At 57.0% G+C, this 22,195-nt stretch carries 27 protein-coding genes; 8 read left to right on the forward strand and 19 right to left on the reverse strand.

The window, feature by feature from the left end:
* Both VGM48_RS02535 and VGM48_RS02540 read left to right on the forward strand, forming a co-directional pair.
* On the forward strand, window positions 1-976 hold a 976-nt coding region (locus tag VGM48_RS02535), incomplete at its 5' end, for a hypothetical protein (protein ID WP_331576139.1).
* Between the two features lie 104 nt (window positions 977-1,080).
* Entirely contained in the window at window positions 1,081-1,614 is a 534-nt protein-coding gene (locus VGM48_RS02540; protein WP_331576140.1) for a ferritin-like domain-containing protein, read from the forward strand.
* Between the two features lie 34 nt (window positions 1,615-1,648).
* Here VGM48_RS02540 and VGM48_RS02545 read toward each other — a convergent pair whose 3' ends face one another.
* The 4 genes from VGM48_RS02545 to VGM48_RS02560 are packed head-to-tail and all read right to left on the reverse strand — an operon-like array spanning window position 1,649 to window position 6,535.
* Window positions 1,649-2,359 carry a LytTR family DNA-binding domain-containing protein gene (locus tag VGM48_RS02545; protein WP_331576141.1) on the reverse strand — a complete coding sequence of 237 codons (711 nt, stop codon included), beginning with the start codon at window positions 2,357-2,359 and terminating at the stop codon, window positions 1,649-1,651.
* Entirely contained in the window at window positions 2,356-3,402 is a 1,047-nt protein-coding gene (locus VGM48_RS02550; RefSeq protein ID WP_331576142.1) for a sensor histidine kinase, read from the reverse strand. Before VGM48_RS02550 ends, VGM48_RS02545 begins: the two co-directional genes overlap by 4 nt.
* 13 nt (window positions 3,403-3,415) lie before the next feature.
* Complete coding sequence (locus VGM48_RS02555; protein ID WP_331576143.1) at window positions 3,416-4,201, reverse strand: DUF4249 domain-containing protein; 786 nt, start codon at window positions 4,199-4,201, stop codon at window positions 3,416-3,418.
* Between the two features lie 6 nt (window positions 4,202-4,207).
* Entirely contained in the window at window positions 4,208-6,535 is a 2,328-nt protein-coding gene (locus VGM48_RS02560; RefSeq protein WP_331576144.1) for a TonB-dependent receptor, read from the reverse strand.
* A 199-nt stretch (window positions 6,536-6,734) separates the two neighbouring features.
* On the opposite strand from VGM48_RS02560, the gene VGM48_RS02565 reads away from it, so the two are divergent.
* Together VGM48_RS02565 and VGM48_RS02570 are read left to right on the forward strand one after the other, a co-directional pair.
* Complete coding sequence (locus VGM48_RS02565) at window positions 6,735-6,884, forward strand: lmo0937 family membrane protein (protein ID WP_331576145.1); 150 nt, start codon at window positions 6,735-6,737, stop codon at window positions 6,882-6,884.
* 81 nt (window positions 6,885-6,965) lie between these two features.
* Window positions 6,966-8,093: an exodeoxyribonuclease VII large subunit gene (locus VGM48_RS02570; RefSeq protein WP_331576146.1), complete on the forward strand. Its 1,128-nt coding sequence runs from the start codon at window positions 6,966-6,968 to the stop codon at window positions 8,091-8,093.
* Here the strand turns inward: VGM48_RS02570 and VGM48_RS02575 are convergent.
* Window positions 8,030-8,563 carry a DinB family protein gene (locus VGM48_RS02575; protein ID WP_331576147.1) on the reverse strand — a complete coding sequence of 178 codons (534 nt, stop codon included), beginning with the start codon at window positions 8,561-8,563 and terminating at the stop codon, window positions 8,030-8,032. The genes VGM48_RS02570 and VGM48_RS02575 overlap by 64 nt on opposite strands.
* Window positions 8,564-8,681: 118 nt before the next feature.
* Here VGM48_RS02575 and VGM48_RS02580 point away from each other — a divergent pair, with 118 nt between their 5' ends.
* A complete protein-coding gene (locus VGM48_RS02580) occupies window positions 8,682-9,095 on the forward strand; it encodes a VOC family protein (protein ID WP_331576148.1) in 414 nt (137 codons plus the stop codon).
* An 8-nt stretch (window positions 9,096-9,103) separates the two neighbouring features.
* Here the strand turns inward: VGM48_RS02580 and VGM48_RS02585 are convergent, their stop codons facing one another.
* Genes VGM48_RS02585 through VGM48_RS02595 form a run of 3 tightly spaced genes read right to left on the reverse strand, consistent with a single transcriptional unit; the run spans window position 9,104 to window position 12,259 of the window.
* Window positions 9,104-9,493, reverse strand: coding sequence for a VOC family protein (locus VGM48_RS02585; RefSeq protein ID WP_331576149.1), 390 nt, complete (start codon window positions 9,491-9,493; stop codon window positions 9,104-9,106).
* 38 nt (window positions 9,494-9,531) lie between these two features.
* On the reverse strand, window positions 9,532-11,757 hold the full coding sequence (locus tag VGM48_RS02590) for a multicopper oxidase domain-containing protein (protein ID WP_331576150.1): 2,226 nt from the start codon (window positions 11,755-11,757) through the stop codon (window positions 9,532-9,534).
* Between the two features lie 7 nt (window positions 11,758-11,764).
* Complete coding sequence (locus tag VGM48_RS02595) at window positions 11,765-12,259, reverse strand: DUF3347 domain-containing protein (protein WP_331576151.1); 495 nt, start codon at window positions 12,257-12,259, stop codon at window positions 11,765-11,767.
* Between the two features lie 115 nt (window positions 12,260-12,374).
* Here VGM48_RS02595 and VGM48_RS02600 point away from each other — a divergent pair, with 115 nt between their 5' ends.
* Entirely contained in the window at window positions 12,375-13,217 is an 843-nt protein-coding gene (locus tag VGM48_RS02600; RefSeq protein WP_331576152.1) for an alpha/beta hydrolase, read from the forward strand.
* Here the strand turns inward: VGM48_RS02600 and trxA are convergent.
* The 7 genes from trxA to VGM48_RS02635 form a co-directional block, all read right to left on the reverse strand.
* Window positions 13,203-13,523, reverse strand: a complete 321-nt coding sequence (gene trxA / locus VGM48_RS02605; RefSeq protein ID WP_331576153.1) for a thioredoxin — start codon at window positions 13,521-13,523, stop codon at window positions 13,203-13,205. The genes VGM48_RS02600 and trxA overlap by 15 nt on opposite strands.
* Before the next feature lie 19 nt (window positions 13,524-13,542).
* Window positions 13,543-14,166, reverse strand: coding sequence for a bifunctional 4-hydroxy-2-oxoglutarate aldolase/2-dehydro-3-deoxy-phosphogluconate aldolase (locus VGM48_RS02610; RefSeq protein ID WP_331576154.1), 624 nt, complete (start codon window positions 14,164-14,166; stop codon window positions 13,543-13,545).
* Window positions 14,163-15,059, reverse strand: a complete 897-nt coding sequence (locus VGM48_RS02615) for a creatininase family protein (RefSeq protein ID WP_331576155.1) — start codon at window positions 15,057-15,059, stop codon at window positions 14,163-14,165. The genes VGM48_RS02610 and VGM48_RS02615 overlap by 4 nt, the downstream gene beginning before the upstream one ends.
* A gap of 8 nt (window positions 15,060-15,067) precedes the next feature.
* Window positions 15,068-15,547: a molybdopterin-dependent oxidoreductase gene (locus tag VGM48_RS02620; RefSeq protein ID WP_331576156.1), complete on the reverse strand. Its 480-nt coding sequence runs from the start codon at window positions 15,545-15,547 to the stop codon at window positions 15,068-15,070.
* Window positions 15,548-15,782: 235 nt separating this feature from the next.
* Complete coding sequence (locus tag VGM48_RS02625; RefSeq protein WP_331576157.1) at window positions 15,783-16,346, reverse strand: NADPH-dependent FMN reductase; 564 nt, start codon at window positions 16,344-16,346, stop codon at window positions 15,783-15,785.
* Between the two features lie 95 nt (window positions 16,347-16,441).
* The gene (locus VGM48_RS02630) at window positions 16,442-17,191 is read right to left on the reverse strand and encodes an SDR family oxidoreductase (protein WP_331576158.1); all 750 of its coding nucleotides are present in this window, start codon (window positions 17,189-17,191) and stop codon (window positions 16,442-16,444) included.
* Between the two features lie 81 nt (window positions 17,192-17,272).
* A complete protein-coding gene (locus tag VGM48_RS02635) occupies window positions 17,273-17,857 on the reverse strand; it encodes a TetR/AcrR family transcriptional regulator (RefSeq protein WP_331576159.1) in 585 nt (194 codons plus the stop codon).
* Window positions 17,858-17,949: 92 nt separating this feature from the next.
* Between VGM48_RS02635 and VGM48_RS02640 the strand changes: the two genes are divergently transcribed.
* Window positions 17,950-18,531: a Crp/Fnr family transcriptional regulator gene (locus VGM48_RS02640; RefSeq protein WP_331576160.1), complete on the forward strand. Its 582-nt coding sequence runs from the start codon at window positions 17,950-17,952 to the stop codon at window positions 18,529-18,531.
* Here the strand turns inward: VGM48_RS02640 and VGM48_RS02645 are convergent.
* Genes VGM48_RS02645 through VGM48_RS02660 form a run of 4 tightly spaced genes read right to left on the reverse strand, consistent with a single transcriptional unit; the run spans window position 18,518 to window position 21,236 of the window.
* Window positions 18,518-19,141, reverse strand: coding sequence for an alpha/beta hydrolase (locus VGM48_RS02645; RefSeq protein WP_331576161.1), 624 nt, complete (start codon window positions 19,139-19,141; stop codon window positions 18,518-18,520). The genes VGM48_RS02640 and VGM48_RS02645 overlap by 14 nt on opposite strands.
* Before the next feature lie 34 nt (window positions 19,142-19,175).
* Window positions 19,176-20,204 carry a ring-cleaving dioxygenase gene (locus tag VGM48_RS02650; protein ID WP_331576162.1) on the reverse strand — a complete coding sequence of 343 codons (1,029 nt, stop codon included), beginning with the start codon at window positions 20,202-20,204 and terminating at the stop codon, window positions 19,176-19,178.
* Window positions 20,201-20,509, reverse strand: coding sequence for a hypothetical protein (locus tag VGM48_RS02655; protein WP_331576163.1), 309 nt, complete (start codon window positions 20,507-20,509; stop codon window positions 20,201-20,203). The genes VGM48_RS02650 and VGM48_RS02655 overlap by 4 nt, the downstream gene beginning before the upstream one ends.
* Before the next feature lies 1 nt (window position 20,510).
* A complete protein-coding gene (locus VGM48_RS02660) occupies window positions 20,511-21,236 on the reverse strand; it encodes a pirin family protein (RefSeq protein WP_331576164.1) in 726 nt (241 codons plus the stop codon).
* Between the two features lie 138 nt (window positions 21,237-21,374).
* Here VGM48_RS02660 and VGM48_RS02665 point away from each other — a divergent pair, with 138 nt between their 5' ends.
* Window positions 21,375-22,190, forward strand: a complete 816-nt coding sequence (locus tag VGM48_RS02665) for a phosphatase PAP2 family protein (RefSeq protein WP_331576165.1) — start codon at window positions 21,375-21,377, stop codon at window positions 22,188-22,190.
* The last annotated feature ends 5 nt before the right edge of the window (window positions 22,191-22,195 follow it).

Below are 22,195 nucleotides of genomic sequence, written 5' to 3' on the forward strand. Positions count from 1 at the left end.
GGGGAACATCCTGAAGAATATGGGCCAGGAGTTGATCTTTGTGAGTCCTTACACCGATTCATCCTCGACGCGGCCCGTCGTGATCGCCAACAATATCGTGGATTGCGCGATCCCCGCCGGCTCTGTTTCCATCGGCAGCCCGACCACACCGGCCACCACCAACTATGGTATCCGCAGCGAGGCAAAGAATTCGGTCATCTCCGGTAATATGATCACCAACGCGACCCAGGGTATCCTGGAATATGCCTTTACGACTTATAATTATCAATTCAAACGCTGGCAAATTCAGGATAACATCGTGCAGATGACCACCAATTCCGCCATGACCCCACATTATGCAATTTATGTCCAGGGTTATAACAGTACAACTACCACGAGAGCTCAATATCCCAATATTACCAACAATACGGTCATTGCCGATTCCTTAACGCTTAACGGGAGCGATCTGGACGTGCTGAATATAAATGACGCCGACAGTGCGCTGGTTACCGGGAATACGCTGATCCTCGGAAAGGTAAACAAGGCGGGGCATTCCATTCATTTCAGTAATATGACCAGCAGCTACAACACGATCTACAAAGACAACGTCATCCGCGGGCCGATCGATGTCAAATACGTGCTCGGCTCGTCATCGCCAACTCCCACGTATACGGATTGGGATAATTTCTCCAGTGTGATGGTCAGGTCCATCACCGCGGCCACCACACTGACGGCGGAAGATGCGACGATCATTGGTAATGCTGCCGCCGGTAGTTTTTCGGTAGCGCTGCCGGCTCCCGGTGACCCCACAGTAACAGCCAGGGGACAGGGTAAAAAGTTCGTAGTTCGGAATATTACTTCGGGATCGGCCAATACGATGACCCTGACAACGCCCAGCGGATCGATTATCGGGACTTCTTCCGGGTCGAGTCTTGTCATTGCATCGGGAGCGACAGTGAGTCTACAGACCGATGGGGCCAATTGGTATGTGTTGTGAGGAAAAAAGCGGGACAGCGAACGGCGGGCATAAACCATGCCATGGCCGGGGAAGGCGGGCCGGGTGGCGCGATTTCTGCGGCAGCCCTTTTTAAACTTACAACTATGACAACAGTAACATCAACTTCGACAGAAACACAATCCCGGTTGCGGGAGTTCTTCATCGAGCAGCTACAGGACATTTACTGGGCAGAGCAGAAGTTGGTAAAGACCTTGCCAAAGATGGCGGATGCGGCGCATTCGGCCGAGCTGAGGGAGGCCTTTAACAACCACCTGGAAGAGACCCGGAATCATGTCACGCGCATCGAGCAGGCGTTTCGGATGATGAACGAGGAAGCCGACACGCAGGAGTGCCAGGCGATCAAGGGGATCATTAAGGAAGGGGAAGACATCATCGACGAGACGGAGGATGAGACCGCACAGCGCGATGTGGGTTTGATCTTTGCCGGGCAGAAGGCCGAGCATTATGAGATCGCGACCTATGGAGGGCTGGTGCAGCTGGCCAAGACGATGGGGCAGACGGATGTCGCGAACCTGCTTCAGCAGACGCTGGTCGAGGAGAAGGCGGCGGATCAGAAGCTGACGGAGATCGCCGAGACGAACAGCAATGCGGCCGCGGCGCGGGAGAAAGTGGAATAGGCGCCGGCGGAGGACCGGGGGAGGCGGTCGGGGGCTAGATCCCGGTGTTTATTTTTTTGAAAAATTCTTCCCGGCAGGAGCGGCTCAGAGGAATGTCGCGGTTGCCGATGCGGATGATGTCGTTACGGATAGAGCTGATCTTGTCCAGCAGCACGATAAAGGATTTGTGTACCCGGGCGTATTTGCCCGGAGGCAATTTTTCTTCGATGGCTTTGAGACTTAGCTTGGAAAGCAGGGGTTTTGCGGAACCGGCAAGATGGATACGAATATAGTTGCGCAATCCTTCAATATAGGTTATCTCGTGGATGAAGACCTTTGTCAGCTGATATTCCGTATGGATAAAGAGGTAGTCCGGGTAGTTGCTATTCGGGCTATCCTCTTTTTGTTTGAACCCGTGGTATTCGAGGGCTTTGCCCGCGGCTTTCAGGAAGCGATCGAAGGAAACGGGTTTTACCAGATAGTCCAGGACGTCGAGGTCGAATCCTTCCACAGCGTAGTTCCGGTAGGCCGTTATGAAGATGACCATCGGCTTATTAGCCAGGCTTTTGAGGAAGCTTAGCCCGCTGATGCCGGGCATCTCGATATCCAGGAAGAGGAGGTCGACCGCCTCTTTGTGCATGACTTCCAGGGCCGCATAGGCGTTCTTACATTTCCCGATCAGTTGCAGAAAGGGCACCTGCCGGATATTGTCTTCGAGGATATCCAGGGCGGGGGTTTCGTCGTCTATGGCGAGACATCTGATCATTGGAGCGGGATATTTAGGGTGGTGACAAACCGGTTGTCCTTTGCCGATACCGCGGCCGAGCGGTTGTCGACGGACTGGAGATCATAGTCACCCGGGTATACCAGATCCAGTCTTTTGCGCAGATTGCTGAGGCCGATGCCCTGGCTTCGGGCGCCCTGTTGCCGGACCAGGGGATTGTATTTATTCTCCACGACGAGGCAGACGCGATTGTCATCACCGGCGTGGATCCCGATGGTGATGACCGGGTCGGTCACCAGGCCGATACCGTGTTTAAAGGCATTCTCGACGAGAGGAATGAAGAGCATGGGTTCTATGCTGCGTTGCGTGACCACCTCCGGGGTGTTGAAAAAGACCTTTACGTCGTCGCCGAAGCGAAGCAGCTGAAGGTCGATATAGGCGCGAAGATAGCTTATCTCGTCTTCGAGGCTGATCTTCCCGTTTCCGGCATCGTAGAGCATATAGTTCATGAGGCGGGCCAGTTCGAGGAGGACGGGTTCGAGCAGGTCGGATTTGCGCCGGGCGAGCAGGGCCATGCTGTTGAGCACGTTGAGCATGAAGTGAGGGTTGACCTGAGCGCGAAGGAAGGAGAGTTCGAGGCGAAGCAGTTCCGTCTCCCTTTCTTTTTTCGCTTTCTCGAGCTTGGCGTTCTCCCGCCAGGCGCCGACGCTGGCGCTGGCCATGAGGAAGAAGAAGCCCGGGGCGATGCGCCGCATGCTGAAATAGTACCCGTTCGGCGGCTGGGTGCCGATGAAGGGCATCAGTCCCGAGAGGGCGATAACCACGATGAGCGCAAGAAAGGTATAGGTAAAGTAGAGCAACCGTTTCTTCCGCGAAAGGTAGAGCGGGATGAGCACATACCCGTGCAAATAAAAAAGGCCGATGAATGGCAGGCCGGTCCAAATAAGCAATCCCCCGCTCAACGGTACGAAGGACAGGCTCCTCGGCTGCGGCTGGCTGGGGCGCCAGAGCCAGATACAAAGGATCAGCACCGACCAGATCGCGGTATGAAAGAGAACGGTATAGAAGCGGTTTAACTTTAACATGTCCTGTCGCAAGTTAAGGAACGATCACGGATTTTGACCGGACCGGATGGGCGCTGAAATATCCGTAGGCCCCGTTGCTGATGTTTGTGGAGGGGTTGGCAGGTGAGGCGTTGGTACCGAATGCCCCGGTGGAGGTGGAGCGAAAGAGCTCGGAAAAATAGGTGTAGTCGTTGTTATCTACGCTGAACATATCTACCTGCAGGAGATCGCCGTGGTTGAGGCTGATGCTGTCGGTCCGCAGGTTATCCTGGATATACCGGCCGTCGGAAAGCCTGTCTTCAAAGAAGAAGAAATCCTTTGTATAGAGACCTCCGTTGATATGTTCTTCATAGCGATAATAGTTGGCCACTCCGGGCGGGTCCTGGAAATTGACGATGGCGGTGATCTGGCCGTTTCTGAACCGGGTGGAGGTGGTGAAGGTGATCGAATCCAGGGGAACCGGCTGGGGCATGGTCGAAGTTGCAGAGTAGCTGGTGTCGTTGACGGTGACCGAAAGATCGTAGGTGTACCCGGGTGTTCCCCGGAGGGTATGGGTGATGTAGATGCCGGTGGATATCTCGGTGAGAAACTCTTTGACGCCGGTGTTGTCACTGATCGTGACCGTGGCGCCGGAGACGCCGGGGAAAGTGTTGCCGGCATAGAAATTCGCCGAGCGCATGACCTTCACCGTGTCGGGGAGGGCCCCATCGGTAATGTTGCCCTCGATGACGAGCTGCGGCGGAATGGTTTCGAGGTTCAGGTGCACGACCTTCTGGCAAGAGCCGAGGATCAGGATGAGACAGGGTATTATGCGGCGCATGGTCGATTAGAATTTAAAGTTATAGGTGATGGAGGGAACCCAGCGGAAGAGGGCCCATTGGACGGCCTGGGTCTTTGACGCGTCGCCGGGGTCCTGCTGGAAGCTGATGCTGTAGGGGTTTTGCCGGCCATAGGCGTTGTAGATAGAGAAGTTCCAGTTGCTGTCGAACTTCTTTGTCTTCTTTCCCTGCAGGGTAGCGCTGAGGTCGAGGCGATTGTAGGGCGGCATCCGGTTGGCGTTGCGCTGTGTGTAAAGCCATACGACCTGGCCGTTGACATCGTATTTTCCTGTGGGCCAGGTAACGGCGTTACCGGTGTAGTACACGAAATCGCCGGAGAGGGTCCATTTGTCATTGAGCTTGTAGATGCCGACGATGGAGATGTCATGCGTTCGATCCTGGTTGGCGGGATACCAGGCATTGTTGTTGATGCCGGCGAACTGACGCTCGGTGCGGGAAAGTGTATAGCTGATCCAGCCGGTGAATTGGCCGACCTTCTTTTTTATGAAGAACTCGGCGCCGTAGGAGCGGCCTTTGCCGAAGATGAGCTGTGATTCGACGTTCTCGTTGGCGACCAACTGAGCGCCATTCTTATAATCGATCTGGTTCTGCATGTCCCGATAATAGACTTCGGTGGAGAATTCGTAGTTGTTGTTGGCGAAATTGCGATAGTACCCAACGGAAACCTGATCGGCGACCTCGGGTTTTACGTTGTTGCTGCTGGGTATCCATACATCCGTGGGATTCGACGAGGTGGAGTTGGACAGGAGGTGCAGGTTTTGGGTAGTGCGGGTATAGGCCAGCTTGACCGAGGAGAGGTCCGTGAGCTTATAGCTCATGGAGAAGCGGGGTTCGAGGTTGAAGTAATTCCTCACGCTCTGACCGGAGCGGTACGTTGTGGTGTCGAGCGTATTGCCGGCGGAATCATAGGTGTAGAAATCACCGGGGCCGAGGACCGTGAAGAGGCCGGCGCGGAGTCCGTAGTTGATGTTCACTTTTTCGCCGAGGGAAATGTCATGGGAAAAATATACGGCGCTTTCCAGGGCGTATCTGCTTTGGATGGTAAGATCGTTGAAGCTGGATTGATCGGTGCTGGTGATGACGCCGGGCGAGGTGGTATGGTGGATCACATCCACTCCAAAGTTGATCTTGTTGCCGGCATTGGCGTAATACTGCAGATCTTCTTTGAAATGAAGGTCCTTTATATAGGAGGTGATGGCGATGTCGTTGTTGCCCGAGTTGAGGGTGATATCGTAGTTGTATTTGCTATAGATGAGGGAGGTGTTGGAGAAGAGCCGGCTGTTGAAGATATGGTTCGAGCGGAGGGTGGCGGTGGCATTGCCATAGTCCAGCCCGAAGGTGTTGCCGAGGCCGAGATTATCCTTGCCAAAGTAGCCGGAGAGAAAGAGATGGTCCTTCGCGCCGAGTTTGTAATTGGCTTTTGCGTTGATGTCATAGAAGTAGAGGCTGCTGCTATTGGTGTTGCTGTCCCTGGAGAGCTTCAGGAAGAGATCGGCATAGGTTCGCCGGGCGCTTACGACGAAGGAGCCGTTGTCCTTTTCGATGGGGCCATCCGCTTCGAGGCGGGAGGAGATGAGGCCGATGCCGCCGCTGGCGTGGTAGCCCTTATCACTGCCGTCGTTAATCCTGACGTCGAGGACGGAAGACAGCCGGCCGCCGAACTCTGCGGGGATGGCGCCCTTGTAGAGGGTGACATCCTTTATGGCATCGGAGTTAAAGGTGGAGAAGAACCCCAGCAGATGGGAGGGATTGTATACGGTGGCTTCGTCGAGGAGGATCAGGTTCTGGTCTACGCTGCCGCCGCGGACGTAGAACCCGCTGCTGCCATCACCGGCCGACTGTACACCGGGCAGCAGCTGGATCGTCTTGAGGATGTCCTTCTCGCCGAAGATGACCGGGATATCCTTGATCTCGTTGACCGAGAGCTTCTGGACGCCCATCAGCGGCTTTGTCACGTTACTGGTATTCCGGTTGCCCGTGACGACGACCTCCTGCAGTTGGGGAGAGCCAGGGGCGAGTTGGATGGACAGGCTGAGATCATGATCCAGGTTTACCGCGAGGGTGTCGTTGCGAAAGCCGGCGAAGCTGACGATGAGGCGGTAGCGGCCTTCCGGAGCGCTAAGCGAATAAAATCCATACGAGTTACTGAGTTGGGCGGAATGGGTCTTTTCCAGGAGGACGATACTGGCCCCGATTAGGGTTTCACCTGAGGAGGAGTCCCGGACCGTTCCGCTTATGGTGTGGCGGATCTGGGCGATGGACAGCAGGGGAAACAGGAATGCCGCTATCAGCCCGGTTAGTGTTTTGGGTTTCATGGCGCAAGGATAGGATGACCTCGCGTTAAAGCAATGTTAGGGAAGACCAATGGAGGGATTGAGGATACAAAAGAGCCGATTTTGGGTACAAGGGCTGGGCAGGGATTTCCCCAGTCGGCGGAAGGATGAGCGCATCGGGGCGGTTTTTTGGGCTGGCAGGTTTTTTACATAAGATAGACTAACCTTAAAACAACACTATATGGGCAACCTTCTTTATCTCATCGCCGTCATTCTTGTTATCTGCTGGGCCGTTGGTTATTTTGCCTACGATGCCGGCGGGATCATTCATATTTTGCTGGTGATCGCGCTGATCGCTATTCTGCTGCGGGTGATCCGAAGGGAAGTCTGAATCTTATCGATGGGGGCTGGAAAGAGATGGTAAGGAATTTAGCGGAACACTTCCAATAAAATTAGTAAATTAGCAGGAAAAATGGAGGGTGTGTCCGAGGATATCAGCTATACACCGGCATCTCTGCTGCATCTGTTCAATAGTGTGCTGGCGCCATCGGCGACGAAGAAGATCATTTTGTTAAAGGGCATTTATCTGGCCGGCAGGGGGGTTACCTATGCCGGCTTTTTTTATGACACGTTGAAGGATGAGACGACGGAGGCGGTGCTGACGCTGGTGGTGCCGGCGTTGCTGCGCAATGGGCTGACGAATAACAAGACGATCGAGTTTTATGGGTATATCACCAAGCGGGTGGTGCTTAACGGCGGGCGGATCGAGGTGCATGCCGTGATGACGCAGTTGCTGCAGCAAACGGCCAATACGTATTCGGAGAAAGACGTGCGGGCGATAGAGGTGTTGCAGAAGAAGGCGGCGCTTGGTTTTGGGGATGTGGACAATTTTTTGAAAGGACGGATCGTGAATGAGGAGATGGTGCGGATCCGGATATTGATCGGGAAGACGGCGATCATCGACAGCGATATCAGTCATGCGTTGGAGGAGGCGATCGGTTTTTATGAGATTGCTTACGAACGGATCAATCTATCCGCGGAGGCGGAGATCGTTCAGGCTCTGCGCAGGTACAACGACCGGGAGAAGAACGAGTTGCTGGTGCTTTCGAGGGGCGGGGGTGAGAATATGGAAGTTTTTAACAGTCCCGATCTGGCCGCTTATTGCCTGGAGCTGGAACCGCTATTTGTGACGGCAATCGGGCATAAGGAAGACACTCCGCTGGTGCAGAAGGTGGCGGACAAGGCATTTATCACGCCGACGGCATTCGGGCAGTACCTTAACCGGCTCTATAACGAAACGGTGGCTGAGCTGCAGCACTCGAAGGCGCGGCTGGTGGAGACGATAACGACGCAGCTGTCGGTGCACTATGACAAGCAGGTGCGGAATCTCGAGGAGAAGGTCCGCAGCCTGGAGGATCTGAACGGGCAACGGGCGGGGTTGCAGCAACGGGAGTTGGAGTTGTTGCTGGGGCAGTTGACGACGGCCCGGGATCAGGTGGATGGGATGAGGGTGATCGGGCGGCGGCGGCGGATCATCTATTGGGTGATCGTGGTGGCGGTGGTGGTGGCCGAGTGGATATTCTTTAGCTGGCGCAGATGACGTTGGGTGTGCCAGACATAGAACCAGAGCCATTCGAGGCGGGTGAGCGGGCCCATGGTCGGGAATTCGAAGTCCAGGCAGGTGACGGTGAGGTCGAGGCGGCGGATCCCCTCCCCTATCTTGTCCCAGACGAGCTTTGTCTTGCTGAGGAGTTGTTGTTTATCGTGGTAGCCATCGGCGGGGATGATGAAATCGGGGGATTGTAATTTTGTATTGAAGTCGAGGAAGACGCTGGCGATGGCAGGCAGATGCTGACCGGGTTGACGGCCGGTGGTCGGAGCGGTGTTTCCGGCGATGACTTCGACGACGCCGGCCGAGAGGAGGAGGTGTTCGGCGACCTGGCCGGCGGTCCAGCCGCCATAGGCGGGTTGGGTGTTGAATTGTTCGTCGGTGAAGGTTCCGATCGTATCGAGGATGGCGACGCCGGTTTGTTTGGCTTGTACGGCGAGTTCTTGTTTGCTGGTGTTCATGACTATTTATTTTCTTCTGTAAAGTTGGGCATTCTGTTTTTCTTGCGCGAGGGGTGATCCCGACAATAAAAAGGGATTTCGCGACAAATGCGATAGTTTTAGTGTTCAAAACTTTTTTATGGATCGGAAGATTGCGCAGTTATCGCTGATCGTCAGGGATTATGATGAGGCGATCGCTTTTTATGTTTCCAGGCTTGGATTTGTGTTGATCGAGGATACGCGGCTTAGCGAGACGAAGCGGTGGGTGGTGGTGGCGCCTTCGGCGGATGCGGCGGGCTCGGCATCTTCGGCAGGATGCAAGTTGCTGCTGGCGAAGGCGGCGGATGCGGAGCAAATGCGGTATGCAGGCAATCAGACGGGCGGACGGGTGTTTCTTTTTTTACATACGGATGATATCGCGCGGGATCATGCGCGGCTGGTGGCAGAGGGGGTTACCGTGGTGCGGGAGCCGGCGGTGATGCCGTATGGGACGGTGCTGGTGTTTGCGGACCTATACGGGAATTTGTGGGATCTGATCGAGCCGAAAAGATAGAATGATCGTTACTCCCTGGGGTGGCCGAAGAACAGCACGTATCCATCGGCATCTGCCAACTCGAATCCGCGCAATCCGTCATGGTTATCCATGATGGATTGACGAAACGCCAGCCCGCGGGAACGATATTCCTCGAATAGCCCGTCCGGGTCGGCCGTAGAGACGAAGGCGTCCCAGGGTGCCCATGGATGACGGGTATGGTTGGGCACCGGTTTTATCTCCGGCGCGATCGCCTTTAGCATGATTGAAATATTATCGCGGCCAACGATAGCCCAAAAAGGATCGTCGGCAGGGCCTGTATACCGGACCTCGAATCCGAGCTTATCGACATAGAAGGCAACCGACTGCTGCACGTGCTCTACGATAAAAAAGGGGAAGATGTAGTTGAGGTTAGACATGGCTTGCCATTTTATAAGCACAAGGTACGACCCCGCAATCAATAATTAATAGTGAGGCCGGCGCCATAGCCCATGTCGCTGTCGTAGTGGGTGGAGAGTCCGAAGTATTTTGTGATGATGTAGCGGAAGCCCAGCATGTATTCCTTGTCGGTGTTGACCATGCAATTGAAGCGCAGGCGGCTGGTGACGGGCAGGTCTTCGCGGCCGAGCTGAAGGCGGAGTTTGCCGCGGGTGTCGAGCCGGGCGTCGGCGACCAGGAGCATGGGCAGGGTGTATTGGAGGCCGACGCAGAAGACGTTGCGATGGTCTTTTGTGTCGGTCTGGCCGAAGAGATTTTTCTCGGGGGCATGGGGGTTCCGGTAGCGGAAATCCCAGCCGATATAGGGCAGCCAGTACTGCATGGTCCCGAGATAGCGGCCGAGGTGGCTTTCGCTTTCATAGCCGCTGCGCGAGTTGGTGCCGATGCGCCATTCGGTTTGGAAGCGGTAGCGGGTGTTGGCGAGTTGCGCTTCGCCGTCGCTGCCGTTGCTTTCGAGGCCGATGCGGGCCATGGGGCGGATCTCGCGGTCATCGCTGTAGACTTTCTTTATCGCCTGTTGCGGGTCGGGGACCTGGGGGTTGGGGGGTGAGTCTTCGTAGTGGAAGATGCGGCCCATGCCGCTCATCATATGATACAGGATATGGCAGTGGAAATACCAGTCGCCGCTTTCGGTGGCGGCGAATTCAAGGGTGTCGGTTTCCATGGGCATGATGTCTACGACGTTTTTCAAGGGGGCATAGTCGCCCTGGCCGTTCAGGAGGCGGAAGAAATGGCCGTGGAGGTGCATGGGGTGACGCATCATCGTGCCGTTGTAGAGGATGATCCGGACGTTGTCGCCATGGCGGATAAGGATCTTGTCGGTCTCGGAGAGCGTTTTGTTGTTGATGGTCCAGGTGTAGCGGTTCATGTTTCCCGTGAGGTTGAAGTGATATTCCTTTACGGGGGCGTTTGCGGGAAGAGTTGTTTTGCGGGTGGAGCGGAGCATGCCGTAGTTGAGGGGTGTGCCGGGGTCATCGGGGTACATGACGCTGTTCATGTCCATGGTTTGATTGGCCATTTTCATCTCCATTCCTTTTTTCATTCCGCCGCTGGCGTTCATCATGCCGTTCATCATGTTCATGCCTTCGAAGTAGTTGAGTCTGGCGAGGGGCGGCAGGTTGTTTTTTGGGCCGTCGCCGAGCCAGAGGGTCGTGGAGCCGGTGCGGTCTTCGGCGGTGGCGCGGAAGGCGTAGCTGCTGTCGGCCGCGGCGCCTACGGAGGTGTCGGAGGCGATCCGGGACCTCGAGGGCAGGGTCACGAGGACGTCGTAGGTTTCGGAGACGCCGACGATGAGGCGGTCGACCTCTACGGGTTCGACGTCCTTGCCGTCGTTGGCGATGACGGTGATCCTGCCGCCGGCGAATTGGAGCCAGAAATAGGTGGAGGAGCTGCCGTTGATGATGCGGAGGCGGATCTTGTCGCCGGGTTTGTATTGCGGGGCGGTCCCTTCGGGCCGGCCGTTGACGAGGAATTTATTGTAATAGACGTCGCTGACGTCCATGGGGAGCATGCGTTTGGCTTCGTTTATGAGTTTTGTTTTCAGATGGTGGGCTTTTATTGCCGCGGCATAGTCCTGGGCGCTGCCTTTGCGGATGCCGTACCAGTCGGTGGCGAAGTGGAGGCTGCGTTGGACTTCGTAGGGGGATTCGTCGGTCCAGTCGCTGAGGAGGAGGACCTGCTCGTGCGGGGACGCCTGCGGGGATTGGGGCGATGGTTTTCCGGCGTTTGGGGGTGCCTGTCTGGTTTGCGTGGCTGACGGGCGTTTGTGGATGACGATGGCGCCGTAGAGGCCGACCTGTTCCTGGAGCATGGTATGCGAGTGATACCAGTAGGTGCCGTTTTGGACGATGGGGAAGACGGCGGTGTAGGTGGACATGGGTTTTATCGGGGAAGAGGTCAGGTAGGAGACGCCGTCGTAGCGATTGGGGACGATGATGCCGTGCCAATGGACGGAGGTTTCCATCATCATTTCGTTGTGGATATGGATCTCCGCGGTATCGCCTTCGGTGAATTCGAGGACGGGGCCCGGCAGTGAGCCGTTGACGGCAATGGCGTGGCGGGGGTGGCCGGTGTAGTTGACGGTGGTGTCGGTGATGTATAAATTGTAGATGACGGTGTGCGGGTGCATCTGGGCATGCGCGGTGATGCCTAGCGCGAGCAGTAGGCCGATGACAGAAATTCTCATGCGGCGGTTAGGGTTTCAGGGTGCCGGTGACCTTACCGCAGGTGAGCATGCTGCTGCCGTAATAGGGATTTTTGATGGCGGTGTCGCTGCTGAGCCACGAGGACTTCTTCATGGGGCAATATTCCTGATAGACGGGTTGGACCGAGAGGGTGGCTTTTTTTGCGAGGGCGGCCATGTTTGCCGAGAGGGCGGCGAAGTGTTCGCGCTGGCGGCTGAGGTCGGTGGATTCGGAGATATGCCGGGCGTCAAGGGCCAGTTTATCCTGGAGGGACATGAAGGCCATATGATCTTTGGTGGGGATGGCGGACATGTTGACGCTGCTGAGCGCCGTCACCAGGCCGGCGGCTTTTTCGGCGGCGGCTTTTGCATCGCCGGCGACGAGGGCATCTTTGATGTTGTAATAGTCGGTGAGGACCGGCGCGAGCGCGATCTGCTGGGCGCTGAGCCGGGAGAAGAAAGAAGTTATGGCGATGACGGAGAGAACGGTTATAACGTGCTTCATGAGTTGGTTTTATTGTTTTTGAAGTACGGGGAGCCGGGCGGGTTGGGTGAGGGGGGGTGGGTTTTTTGTAAAGGTAACACGGAAATATAAAAAATGTTCATAAAATTGGGGCAGAATGAAACGGTTAATCAACAAGTTAAGAGGAAAATTCTCACCGCCGCAGTATCTGGATCATCCGACGGAGGAGGGCTTTTTATTGTGGCCCGATACGGCGGATGCGCCGGTGGAGAAGGTCCGGATGTCCGGTGACGAGCGGCTGGTGACGAATATCCACCGGCCGGCGATGGTTTATTATCCCGCGGCGGCGGACCGGGCGACGGGGGCGGCCATTATCATTGCCCCGGGCGGGAGTCATCGTGAGCTGTGGATCGATCACGAGGGTCATCGCCCTGCGAAATGGCTTAGCGAGCGGGGGGTGGCGGCCTTTGTGCTCAAATACCGGCTTGGGCGGGAGCCGGGTTCGACGTATTCGGTGGAGGAGCATGCCCTGGGGGATATTCTGCGGGCGATCCGGATGGTCCGCCACCGGTCGGGTGAGTGGGGGATCGATGCGGGCCGGATCGGGGTGATGGGTTTTTCCGCGGGCGGGGAGCTGGCAGCGTTTGCGGCTTCGCGTTATGAGAAGCCGCCGCTGGTGACCGGCGATGCGATCGACCGGAATCCGTCGCGCCCGGATTTCCAGGTGCTTGTGTACCCCAGCCATCCTGATCGGTTTGCCGTGACGAAGCGGTCGCCGCCGGCTTTTATTTGCGGGGGGTATGAGGATTGTGCGGATATCACCGAAGAGTGTGCGAAACTGTTTGTCCGGTTCAAGCAGGAGGGGGTTTCGGCCGAACTGCATTTATATGGTTATGTCGGACACGGGTTTGGATTCCGGACAGGCAATACCGGTGGTGTTGCGGACTGGCCGCAGCGGCTTTATGACTGGCTGGGGGATGCCGGGCTACTGGGAAGATAGCACGCCGTCGAGGATTTGTTTGATCTGGTCGGCGCGGAGGACGCCGCTTTGGCGCCATTTGACCTCGCCGTCGCGGAACACGATCAGCGTGGGTACGCTTTGGATGCCGTAGGCGGAGGCGACGGTTGGATTGCGATCGATATCCAATTTCAGGATGGTGACGGTGTCGCCCATTTTGTCTTTTACTTCTTTCAATATCGGCGGCATCATCTTACAAGGGCCGCACCATTCGGCCGAGAAGTCCACCAATACGGGCTTGTGGCCTTTTATTATCTCTCCAAAGGATGGTTTTGCCGTGGTTTCCATACGCCTCTTTTTTACAAAGTTAGCCAATCGCGGCGATATAGGCGGCGGCGTTGGTCGTGAGATCCTGTAAGTAGCTGTGAGTGAGTTGTTCGGTGGGGGTGACGAGGGCGCTGCCGATGCCGAAGGCGGCGGCGCCGGCTTTGTGGAATTCGCGGATGTTGCCGAGATTGACGCCACCGGTGGGCATGAGCGGGATCTGGGGCAGCGGGCCGCGGAGGTCGCGGAAATAAGCGGGGCCGACGGAGGCGGGGAAGACCTTTACCATCCCGGCACCGTTGCGCCAGGCGGTGAGGATCTCGGTGGCGGTGAAGGCGCCGGGGATACTGACGGCGCCGAGCTCGCGGGTTTTTTGGATGGTGGGGATGTCGAGGGAGGGTGAGAGAATGAATTTTGCGCCGGCGTCGACGGCGGACTGCGCCTCATCGGGGGTGAGGACGGTGCCGGCGCCGACGAGGAGTTTATCGCCCCATTGTTTGCTTGTTTCTTTTATCGCGTTGAGGGCATCCCGGCTGTTGAGGGTTATTTCGAGCAGCCGGATGCCGCCGGCATAGAGGGCCTCCACGATGGGGAGGATATGAGCCGGGTCGCTGCCGCGGAGGATGGCGACGACCCGGTGAGTTTTTATTTGCTGGAGTGTGTTCATGGACGTGGGTTGAGCGGGACCTTATCGAAATATTCTTTTTGCAGCTGGAGGGTTTTTGTGTCGGCTTTGACGGCCTTCAGGGCTTCGACGAGCTGGCCGATATAGTGTTCGTTGATGAGCTGGCCTTCTTCTTTTGTTGCTTTGGAGCCGTCGCCGGCGTAGTGGTTGGGATAGTCGGCGTACCACCAGATGGCGGTGTAGACGTTGGGGATGTTGAGCCGGTGTTGGTTGAGACCGGATTGATTGTTGGCGGAGTCCATCTGTACGAGGTCGGGGCGGAGGTAGAGGAGGGAGGATGTTTCGCGTTCGCCTGCGTGTTGGTCGTTTGCGGGGTCGGACCGGTGGAGTGCGGCGAGTTGGCGGCGGTAGGTGCTGTCATTGCCGGGTTCGAAGAAATAGACGGCGTAGGGGCGGGCTTTTTCGAGGCGGGTCTGGATGAAGTAGCGGATGAGTTCGGGGTTGCCGCCGTGGCCGTTGATGATGACGATCTTGTCGAAGCCGTTGCGGGCAATTTCATCGCAGGTGGCTTCGAGGAGGTCCCATACGACGCGTTCGGGGAGGGCGAAGCTGCCGGGGACGTGCCGGGCTTCATTTATCTGGCCGTAGAAATAATCGGGGAAGACGACGGCATATTCTTTTTTGGAGGCGCGGGCCGACCATTCGCGGACCTGGATGAGGTCGGAGCCGATCGGCACATGGGGGCCGTGTTTCTCGAGGATGCCGATGGGCAGGATGCAGGTGTGGTTGGAGGCGGCGAGGGCGCGGGGCCAGTCGCTGGCGGTGAGTTCATCCCAGCGGGTATGGGTGGGGGGTTGCTGGGCCTGGCCGGCGGGGGCGATGAGTGTCGCGGCGAGGGTGATCGCTGTCGCGGCGAGGAGGAAGGTCTTTTTCATGTGGCAGTTTATTTTTTGGCGAATTTGATGTCGATGGAGAGCACCTGGAAGCAATTGCGGGCGGGTTTCTTTTCGCCGGGGACGACGATGCGGAAGGGGCCGGTGCCGGCGGGCAGGGGTTTGCCTTCCACCTGGTCGGCGAGGATCACTACCCTATCGGTAAAGCTCGAGTCGAGTTCGGCGAGGGAGAAGACGACCTGGTAATTATCGGCGCAGGTGACGAGGACATATTTGGCGAGGTTCTCGCCGCGCAGTTCGCGGCCGGTGGTGACGCCGGCTTTTTTGAAGATGTCGGCGAGGGCGACGCCGGAGAAGGTGTGGGGGACGCCCTGTTTGTCTTTCGAGACGGCGGTGGACCGGGGCATGGCGGTGAGATTGGCCGCGGTGAGGGTAAGGGGGGTGAGGACTTCGCCGCCTACGGTAACGGACTGGGCGGTGGTGGTGAGTTGCGCCAGGACGAAGGCGGCGGCCAGCAGAAGGATTCTCATTGGTGGTTGGTATATTTCCTATGAAGGTATGGATTAAAACGGTGCGGAGAAACGGGGATCGGTGATGAAGGAGGAGTCGGTGAGGGTGTGGAGGAAGGCGAGGAGATCGGCTTTTTCGGTGGTCGAGAGATGGAGGCGGATGGGGGTGAGGGTGGTTTCGCCGCGGATGTATTGCCGAGCGCGGTGGCGAGCATGAGCAGGGCGATATATAGCGGGGCGCGGCGCATCGATGTGGTCAGGAGGTTAGGGCGAAGGCCTGGGCGGCGTTGCCGAGGAGGGTGACGAGGCGGTCGAGTTTACGGGTATGCTCGAGGGATAGTTCGCGGCGATGGGCGTCGGTATAGATCTGGCTTTTTACCAGGGGGACGGTATAGGGGATGACCCAGGCGCGGAGGGCTTTTGCCACGGCGTCCATGGCGTTGATGCCCTGCATGGCCTGGCCGCCGTCGGCCCAGCAGACGAGGCCTACGACTTTGTCCGTGAGATAGGGTTTCTCGCGGCGGGCGGTGAGTTCGAGCCAGTCGAGGCAGTTTTTCATGGCGCCGGTCATCCCGCCGTGGTAGAGGGGGGTGAGCCAGATCTGCAGGTCGCTGCGGGAGAAGACGTCGACCATGGATTCGACCTCGGCCGGCGGGTTGGGTTCGCGGAGTTGGAAGAAGGGGATTTGGGCGTCGGATACGTTGACCTGGGAAACGGTATAGCCGTTGTCGAGGAGTTGCTGGTGCAGGTATGCCGAGAGTCTGCGGCCGGTTGTATCGGGGCGGTTGTCACTGCAACCGTTGAAGAGTAGGACGTTCATAGGGCGAATTTACGAAAAATGTGCTGCCTGTGCTAGTGGTCGGCCAGGGCGACCTGTGGTTTGGGGCCGGCCCTTGCGGGCCGGCCGGTGATCGGTTATGCTTCGGCGCCGCCCATTACCTTGATGGCTGCTTGCGGATCGGCGAGGTAGTACTGATAGAGTTCGGCGGTCTGGCCGACACGGATGTCGAAGCTATCCTGTTCGAGGCCTTTCTTCAGGTCGCCGGCGACGATGGAGGGGGCGATGCCGTTTATCGCGCCGCCGATCTCAGCCGAGAATTCGGTATTGACGAGGGGCGGATAGAGTTCGAATACTTTTATGTTGGAGTTTGCAAGGTGCTGGCGCAGTGTGATGCTATAGCTGTGCAGTGCGGCCTTGCTGGCGGAATAGGACGGGAGACGGCCGCCGGGGGCGATGGCCACGATGGACGTGACGTTGACGATGGCGGCTTCTTTTTGCTTTTTGAGGAGGGGGAGCAGTTTTTCATTGAGTCGGATGACGGAGAGATAGTTGGTGAGCATCTCTTCACCTGCCTTTGTGAAGGCGTCGACGCCTTCGGTGGCGAGGTTATAGACGGGGGCGGATTTGCCGGCGTTGTTGATGACGATGTTAAGATCCCTGTGGTTTTTGCCAAGTGTGGCGACGAGGGTTTCGACATCTTTTGCGTCGGAGACGTCGCCGAGGATGGCGGTGGTGTTGGGAAGCTGGGCGGCGGCGGCATTGAGGCGTTCCGGGTTGCGGCCGGTGATGATGATCCTGTTGTCGGAGCTTAACGCTTTTGCGATCTCGAAGCCGATGCCGGCGCTGCCGCCGGTGATGAGGATGGTGTTGTTTGAAGTGTTCATTTTATTCTTATTTTTTATACCGATCGGTATATTTTTAGGCGAAAAAAAGGCCCTTTTCGGGAGCATTTCGGGAATACGGGGTCAGAGCGAATTGATGATGTTTTCCACGGCGGTGATCAGCGGCTTGCCATAGCCTGGCCGGCCGACCGTCCGGCGGATCATGATGGAGCCTTCGAGGAGGGCGATGATGGAGAGGGCGGCCTGTTCGGAGTCGGTGACCGGCCGGAATTCCTTATTTGCCTTCCCGGCTTCTATCAGGGTCACGATCTTCTCTTTCCACGATTCGATGGCTTCGGCGGCTTTTGTTTTCAGGGCGGGATGCGTGTCCGCGGCTTCGATGGCGGTGTTGAGGATCGGGCAGCCACCGGGTACGAGATTGAATTTGCCGTTGCCGCTATAGACATCGACATAGACGCGGAGTTTGTCGCGCCAGGAACTGCGGCGATCCATTTCCTTGCGGATGGTTTCGCGGACGATCTTATGATTATGATCGAAGCAGGCCAGGGCTACCGCGTCTTTGTCGGCGAAGTTGCCGTAGATGCTTCCTTTCGTGAGACCGGTGGCTTCGGTCATATCCGTGAGCGAGGTGGCGGCGTATCCCTTCTGGTTGAAGATGGGAGCCGTTTTCTCGATGATGAATTGTTTTGTTTTTTCCGCCTTGCTCATGGCTTTGCTTGTTTGACGATGTAAAATTATACCGATCGGTATTATTTTCCAAATTTATTTTTGGGGTTGGTATATTCGCTTGAAATTGAGGTATGTTTGAAGGTATCGATAAGTTTGTCGCGAAGTATATCGCGCTTTCGGTGGAGGAGCTGGATTTTTTTCATTCGCTTTTACGGGTGAGGAAGGTGCGGAAGAAGCAATTCCTTTTGCAGGAGGGGGAGGTTTGTGATTTCGAGGGGTTTATCCTGAAGGGGTGTACGCGGATGTATTACCTGAACAAGGAGGGGGTGGAGACGATCCTGCTTTTTGCGGTGGAGGACTGGTGGGTGAGCGATATCACGAGTTTTTCGGACCGGACGCCGTCGAATTTGTTTATCGAGACGGTCGAGGATACGGAATTGCTGACGATCGATCATTCGAGCAAGGCGCTGTTGTTCGAGCGGGTGCCGGCTTTTGAGCGGATGTTCCGGTTGCTGGTGCAGCGGAATCTGGGGGTGTTGCAGCAGCGGTTCTATGCGGCGGTGTCGCAGACGGCGGAGGAACGGTATAAGGCGTTTTTGGAAAAGTACCCGCTGGTGGCCCAGCGGGTGCCGCAGCATCAGATCGCGAGATATATCGGTGTGTCCCCGGAGTTTTTGAGTAAGGTGAGGTCGGGGATGTTTAGGAAGCATTGAAGACGGCGCGGGCGGCTTCGCCGATCTCGGCGGTGGTGATGGTATGACCCATTCCCGGGTAGACGCGTTCGGTGACGGCCGCGTTCATTTTTTGCAGGAGGGCCGTCGTCTCATGGACGCGGGATACGGGGACGTGCGGGTCGGGATCGCTGGTGCCGATGAAGACCGGGGTGCCGCCGAAGTCGCCGCTATAGTGTTGGGAGTAGATGCGGTCGCCGATGAGGCCACCGGTGAAGGCCGCCACGCCGCCATAGCGGGTAGCGTTGCGGGTGACGAATTCGAGGGCGAGGCAGGCGCCCTGAGAGAAACCTGCCAGCCAGATGTTCTCGTTTGTGATGCCTTTGTTGTTGATATCGGTGACGAGTTGTTTGAGGACATGCAGGGCGCTGGTGAGCCAGGGTTCGTTTTGGGTTATCGGGGCCATGAAGGAGTACGGGTACCAGGAGTGGGCGGCGGCCTTTGGTGCGAAGCAGGCGAAGTCTTCTACCGGCAGGGCGTCGGCGAGGGCGAGGATGTCTTCGGCGGAGCCTCCGCGGCCGTGGATCAGGATGAGGGCTTTTCCAGCGCCGGGGAGGTCTTTACCGGAGGTTATATAGTCGAGGGTATGCATAATTATTCGCGTTTTTCGCGGGTCGACCGCGGGTTTAGACGTTGAGGGCGGGTAAGGATTTTTCGATCTTCTCCCGGGAAGATTGGTATTGTTCCGGGAGTTGGAGGTGGGTGCCGAGCTGGTTTAGCGGTTCGTCAACGGTGAAGCCGGGATTGTCGGTGGCCAGTTCGAAGAGGACGCCGCCGGGTTCGCGGAAATAGAGGGAATAAAAATAATCCCGGTTGATCTTTGGCGTGATATGCAATCCCCTGCTGAGGATCTTCTCCCGGAACTCCATCTGTATCTCTTCGTTGGGCACGCGGAATGCGACGTGGTGGTTGGTGCCGCCGCCATTGAGGCCGCGAGTGCCCTGGGGTGCTTCCACCAGGTCGACGATGGATGCTGGAGCGGATGCGGACGACGCGCTGGAGGATGACGCGGTGGCGGATGACGCAGTGGAGGGTGACGCGGTGGAGGATGACGCGGTGGAGGGTGATACTGCGGCGGCGGATACGAACCGATAGCGATCGCCTTCCTGTTCTTTCAACTCATAGCCAAAGACATCGGTGAGGATGGCCGCGGTAGGCTTTATGCTCTTCAGGGTGAGGGTCACGCTGTGGAAGCCTTTTGTGGCGGCGTCGGCGTTTACCCCGGGGGTTACCCAGGGCTGACGCGTGTCGGGTTGTTGCGGGACGATGAGGTCGATGTTTAGCCCATCGGGGTCCTGGAAGGGGAGCACGGTTTCGCCGAAGCGCTGGATCAGCGGTGATTGTTGGACGTTGTGTTGTTTAAGGCGTTGGACCCAAAATTCCAGGCTATCCTTTGGTACCGAGTAGCCGATCTCCGTCGCCATGCCGGTGCCGGGGCGGCCGCCGACGATGCCTTCCCAGGGGAAGAAGGTGAGGATCGTACCCGGCGCGCCCTTCTCATTCCCATAATAGAAGTGATAGGTGCCGGGGTCGTCGAAGTTGACGGTCCGTTTTACCAGGCGGAGGCCGAGGACCTTTGTATAAAAATCATAATTGCGTTGTGCGTTGCCGGCGATGGCGGTGATATGGTGGATACCGGCTATTGTATTTTTCATTGCTTTCCTTTTTGGAGTATACCTAATATTTCGTTTTCCAGCAGGCCGCTTCCGCCGCCGTAGTGGCGCGTGACGGTGACCTGCGGATCGATGTTTTTCAATTTCCCCCTTAGGGTCTCCTCTTCCTGCGCCGAGAAACCGGCGGAGACGAAGACGATGGAGTATGTTCTTTGTTTTAGCGCTGTTATGGCCTCATCTTCCGTGGAGACGGTAGTTGCGTGCCAGCCTTCGTGGGCGTTGATCAGGCGTTGGATGACCGCCAGGATGGCGGCGTCGCGACCGATGACCAGGATATTTGTTTCCATATTATTGGATATTGTTCTTCATGGGTATATCGATGATGAGGATCCTTGACCCTGCTTCAGCGGCTTCGAGGTCCAGGCTGTCGACGTCGGTGACGCCGAGGCCGTCGCGTTTTTCGAGGCGCTGCCCTTTGTAGAGGAAGGCGCCGTCGATGATGAAAAGATAGACCCCATTTCCGGGCTTCTTTGTTTCGTAGGCGAATTTACGGCCGGCGTCGAAGGTCCCCATGTGGAACCAGGCGTCCTGGTAGATCCAGGACCCTTCGTTCGAGGGGTTGGGCGAGATCACCTGCTGCAGCGCGTTGTGGCCTTTTGAAGGGTCGAGACGCACCTGATCGTACCGGGGATCGACGTTCAGTTTATTGGGGAAGACCCAGATCTGGAGGAATTTGACGGACTGGTCGGGGTTGTTGTTGTACTCGCTGTGGAATACTCCCTTGCCGGTGCTCATGACCTGGACCTCGCCCGCGGTGACGACCTGTTTATGCCCCATATTGTCTTCGTGGGCGAGACTGCCTTCCAGCGGGATGCTGATGATCTCCATGTTATCATGGGGATGGGAGCCGAATCCCTTTCCGCCTTCCACGCTATCGTCGTTGAGTACCCGAAGGACGCCGAACTGGACGCGTTCGGGGTTATAGTAGCCGGCAAAACTGAAAGAGAAGAAGCTGTTGAGCCACCCATGATCGGCGTGGCCGCGGGTATCTGCTCTATGAAGGGTTGTTGTCATTGTTGCTGTTTTTTGTCCCACAAAGTTAGCCCCCTACCCCAGCCCTGTCCATTAACCTAGTTTAAGAAAGCGATATATACAAGGAATGCCGCCCTTTGAACATTTTTTTTATTAATTTTCTGTCGCATCTTTAAGGGTATGAGAAGATTAGCTATTTTTTTGAGCCTTGCCGCCGGGTTGGCGGGGGGCGCTTTTGGCCAAAAGCCGGGTGACAGCCTTTTCCGGATCAAGTCTTCGATGGACATCCCGCTGGTCGTGGGTGGAGCGGCGCTTGACCTGTATAACTTTTCGAAGATCAGCGCCAAGAACGAGACGAGTCTTGCCAAGCTGAACAGTCTAAAGATCAGCGACCTGAACTGGCTGGACCGCTGGGGGGTACGTCCGTACTCGCATTCGGTGGATCAGCTGAGCTATGTGCCTTTTTATGTGGCTATGCCGTTGCCGCTGATCGTTTTTGGGGTCGACAAGCGGATGCGGAAGGATTTCTGGAAGCTGACCTATCTCTACGGGGAGTCGGTGATCCTTACCGGGGTGTTGTATACTTCGGCGGTGCATTGGGCGAGCAGGCTGCGGCCGCTGACGTATGAGGCGGCGAGTCCGCTGAAGGAGCGGCAGTCGTCGAATTCGAGGAACTCGTTCTTTGCGGGGCATGTGGCGCTGGTGGGGACGTCGGTATTCTTTATTGCGACGACCTGGGCGGCCTATCATCCCGAGTCGGATCTCAAATGGGTATTCTATACGGGTGCAGGGGCGATCACCGCGCTGACCGGATACTGGCGGAGCCGGGCGGGAGAGCATTTTCCCACCGATATCGCGCTGGGGGCGGTGATCGGCGTGGCATCGGGAATGCTGACGCCGAGACTGCATATGCCGAAGAAGCTGGCCAGGCATGTCAGCGTAGCGCCGGTGGGTCCGACGGGGCCGGGGTTAACGCTGGTTTATAAGGTCGGTTAGCGACT

Source organism: Puia sp. (assembly GCF_036500295.1).
Classification (GTDB): domain Bacteria; phylum Bacteroidota; class Bacteroidia; order Chitinophagales; family Chitinophagaceae; genus Puia.

What these genes read in the sequence shown, in the direction of transcription:
- VGM48_RS02540 (WP_331576140.1), top strand. Translation starts at nt 1,081, where the DNA reads ATGACAACAGTAACATCAACTTCGACAGAAACACAATCCCGGTTGCGG.
- VGM48_RS02545 (WP_331576141.1), bottom strand. Translation starts at nt 2,359, where the DNA reads ATGATCAGATGTCTCGCCATAGACGACGAAACCCCCGCCCTGGATATC.
- VGM48_RS02550 (WP_331576142.1), bottom strand. Translation starts at nt 3,402, where the DNA reads ATGTTAAAGTTAAACCGCTTCTATACCGTTCTCTTTCATACCGCGATC.
- VGM48_RS02555 (WP_331576143.1), bottom strand. Translation starts at nt 4,201, where the DNA reads ATGCGCCGCATAATACCCTGTCTCATCCTGATCCTCGGCTCTTGCCAG.
- VGM48_RS02560 (WP_331576144.1), bottom strand. Translation starts at nt 6,535, where the DNA reads ATGAAACCCAAAACACTAACCGGGCTGATAGCGGCATTCCTGTTTCCC.
- VGM48_RS02565 (WP_331576145.1), top strand. Translation starts at nt 6,735, where the DNA reads ATGGGCAACCTTCTTTATCTCATCGCCGTCATTCTTGTTATCTGCTGG.
- VGM48_RS02570 (WP_331576146.1), top strand. Translation starts at nt 6,966, where the DNA reads ATGGAGGGTGTGTCCGAGGATATCAGCTATACACCGGCATCTCTGCTG.
- VGM48_RS02575 (WP_331576147.1), bottom strand. Translation starts at nt 8,563, where the DNA reads ATGAACACCAGCAAACAAGAACTCGCCGTACAAGCCAAACAAACCGGC.
- VGM48_RS02580 (WP_331576148.1), top strand. Translation starts at nt 8,682, where the DNA reads ATGGATCGGAAGATTGCGCAGTTATCGCTGATCGTCAGGGATTATGAT.
- VGM48_RS02585 (WP_331576149.1), bottom strand. Translation starts at nt 9,493, where the DNA reads ATGTCTAACCTCAACTACATCTTCCCCTTTTTTATCGTAGAGCACGTG.
- VGM48_RS02590 (WP_331576150.1), bottom strand. Translation starts at nt 11,757, where the DNA reads ATGAGAATTTCTGTCATCGGCCTACTGCTCGCGCTAGGCATCACCGCG.
- VGM48_RS02595 (WP_331576151.1), bottom strand. Translation starts at nt 12,259, where the DNA reads ATGAAGCACGTTATAACCGTTCTCTCCGTCATCGCCATAACTTCTTTC.
- VGM48_RS02600 (WP_331576152.1), top strand. Translation starts at nt 12,375, where the DNA reads ATGAAACGGTTAATCAACAAGTTAAGAGGAAAATTCTCACCGCCGCAG.
- trxA (WP_331576153.1), bottom strand. Translation starts at nt 13,523, where the DNA reads ATGGAAACCACGGCAAAACCATCCTTTGGAGAGATAATAAAAGGCCAC.
- VGM48_RS02610 (WP_331576154.1), bottom strand. Translation starts at nt 14,166, where the DNA reads ATGAACACACTCCAGCAAATAAAAACTCACCGGGTCGTCGCCATCCTC.
- VGM48_RS02615 (WP_331576155.1), bottom strand. Translation starts at nt 15,059, where the DNA reads ATGAAAAAGACCTTCCTCCTCGCCGCGACAGCGATCACCCTCGCCGCG.
- VGM48_RS02620 (WP_331576156.1), bottom strand. Translation starts at nt 15,547, where the DNA reads ATGAGAATCCTTCTGCTGGCCGCCGCCTTCGTCCTGGCGCAACTCACC.
- VGM48_RS02625 (WP_331576157.1), bottom strand. Translation starts at nt 16,346, where the DNA reads ATGAACGTCCTACTCTTCAACGGTTGCAGTGACAACCGCCCCGATACA.
- VGM48_RS02630 (WP_331576158.1), bottom strand. Translation starts at nt 17,191, where the DNA reads ATGAACACTTCAAACAACACCATCCTCATCACCGGCGGCAGCGCCGGC.
- VGM48_RS02635 (WP_331576159.1), bottom strand. Translation starts at nt 17,857, where the DNA reads ATGAGCAAGGCGGAAAAAACAAAACAATTCATCATCGAGAAAACGGCT.
- VGM48_RS02640 (WP_331576160.1), top strand. Translation starts at nt 17,950, where the DNA reads ATGTTTGAAGGTATCGATAAGTTTGTCGCGAAGTATATCGCGCTTTCG.
- VGM48_RS02645 (WP_331576161.1), bottom strand. Translation starts at nt 19,141, where the DNA reads ATGCATACCCTCGACTATATAACCTCCGGTAAAGACCTCCCCGGCGCT.
- VGM48_RS02650 (WP_331576162.1), bottom strand. Translation starts at nt 20,204, where the DNA reads ATGAAAAATACAATAGCCGGTATCCACCATATCACCGCCATCGCCGGC.
- VGM48_RS02655 (WP_331576163.1), bottom strand. Translation starts at nt 20,509, where the DNA reads ATGGAAACAAATATCCTGGTCATCGGTCGCGACGCCGCCATCCTGGCG.
- VGM48_RS02660 (WP_331576164.1), bottom strand. Translation starts at nt 21,236, where the DNA reads ATGACAACAACCCTTCATAGAGCAGATACCCGCGGCCACGCCGATCAT.
- VGM48_RS02665 (WP_331576165.1), top strand. Translation starts at nt 21,375, where the DNA reads ATGAGAAGATTAGCTATTTTTTTGAGCCTTGCCGCCGGGTTGGCGGGG.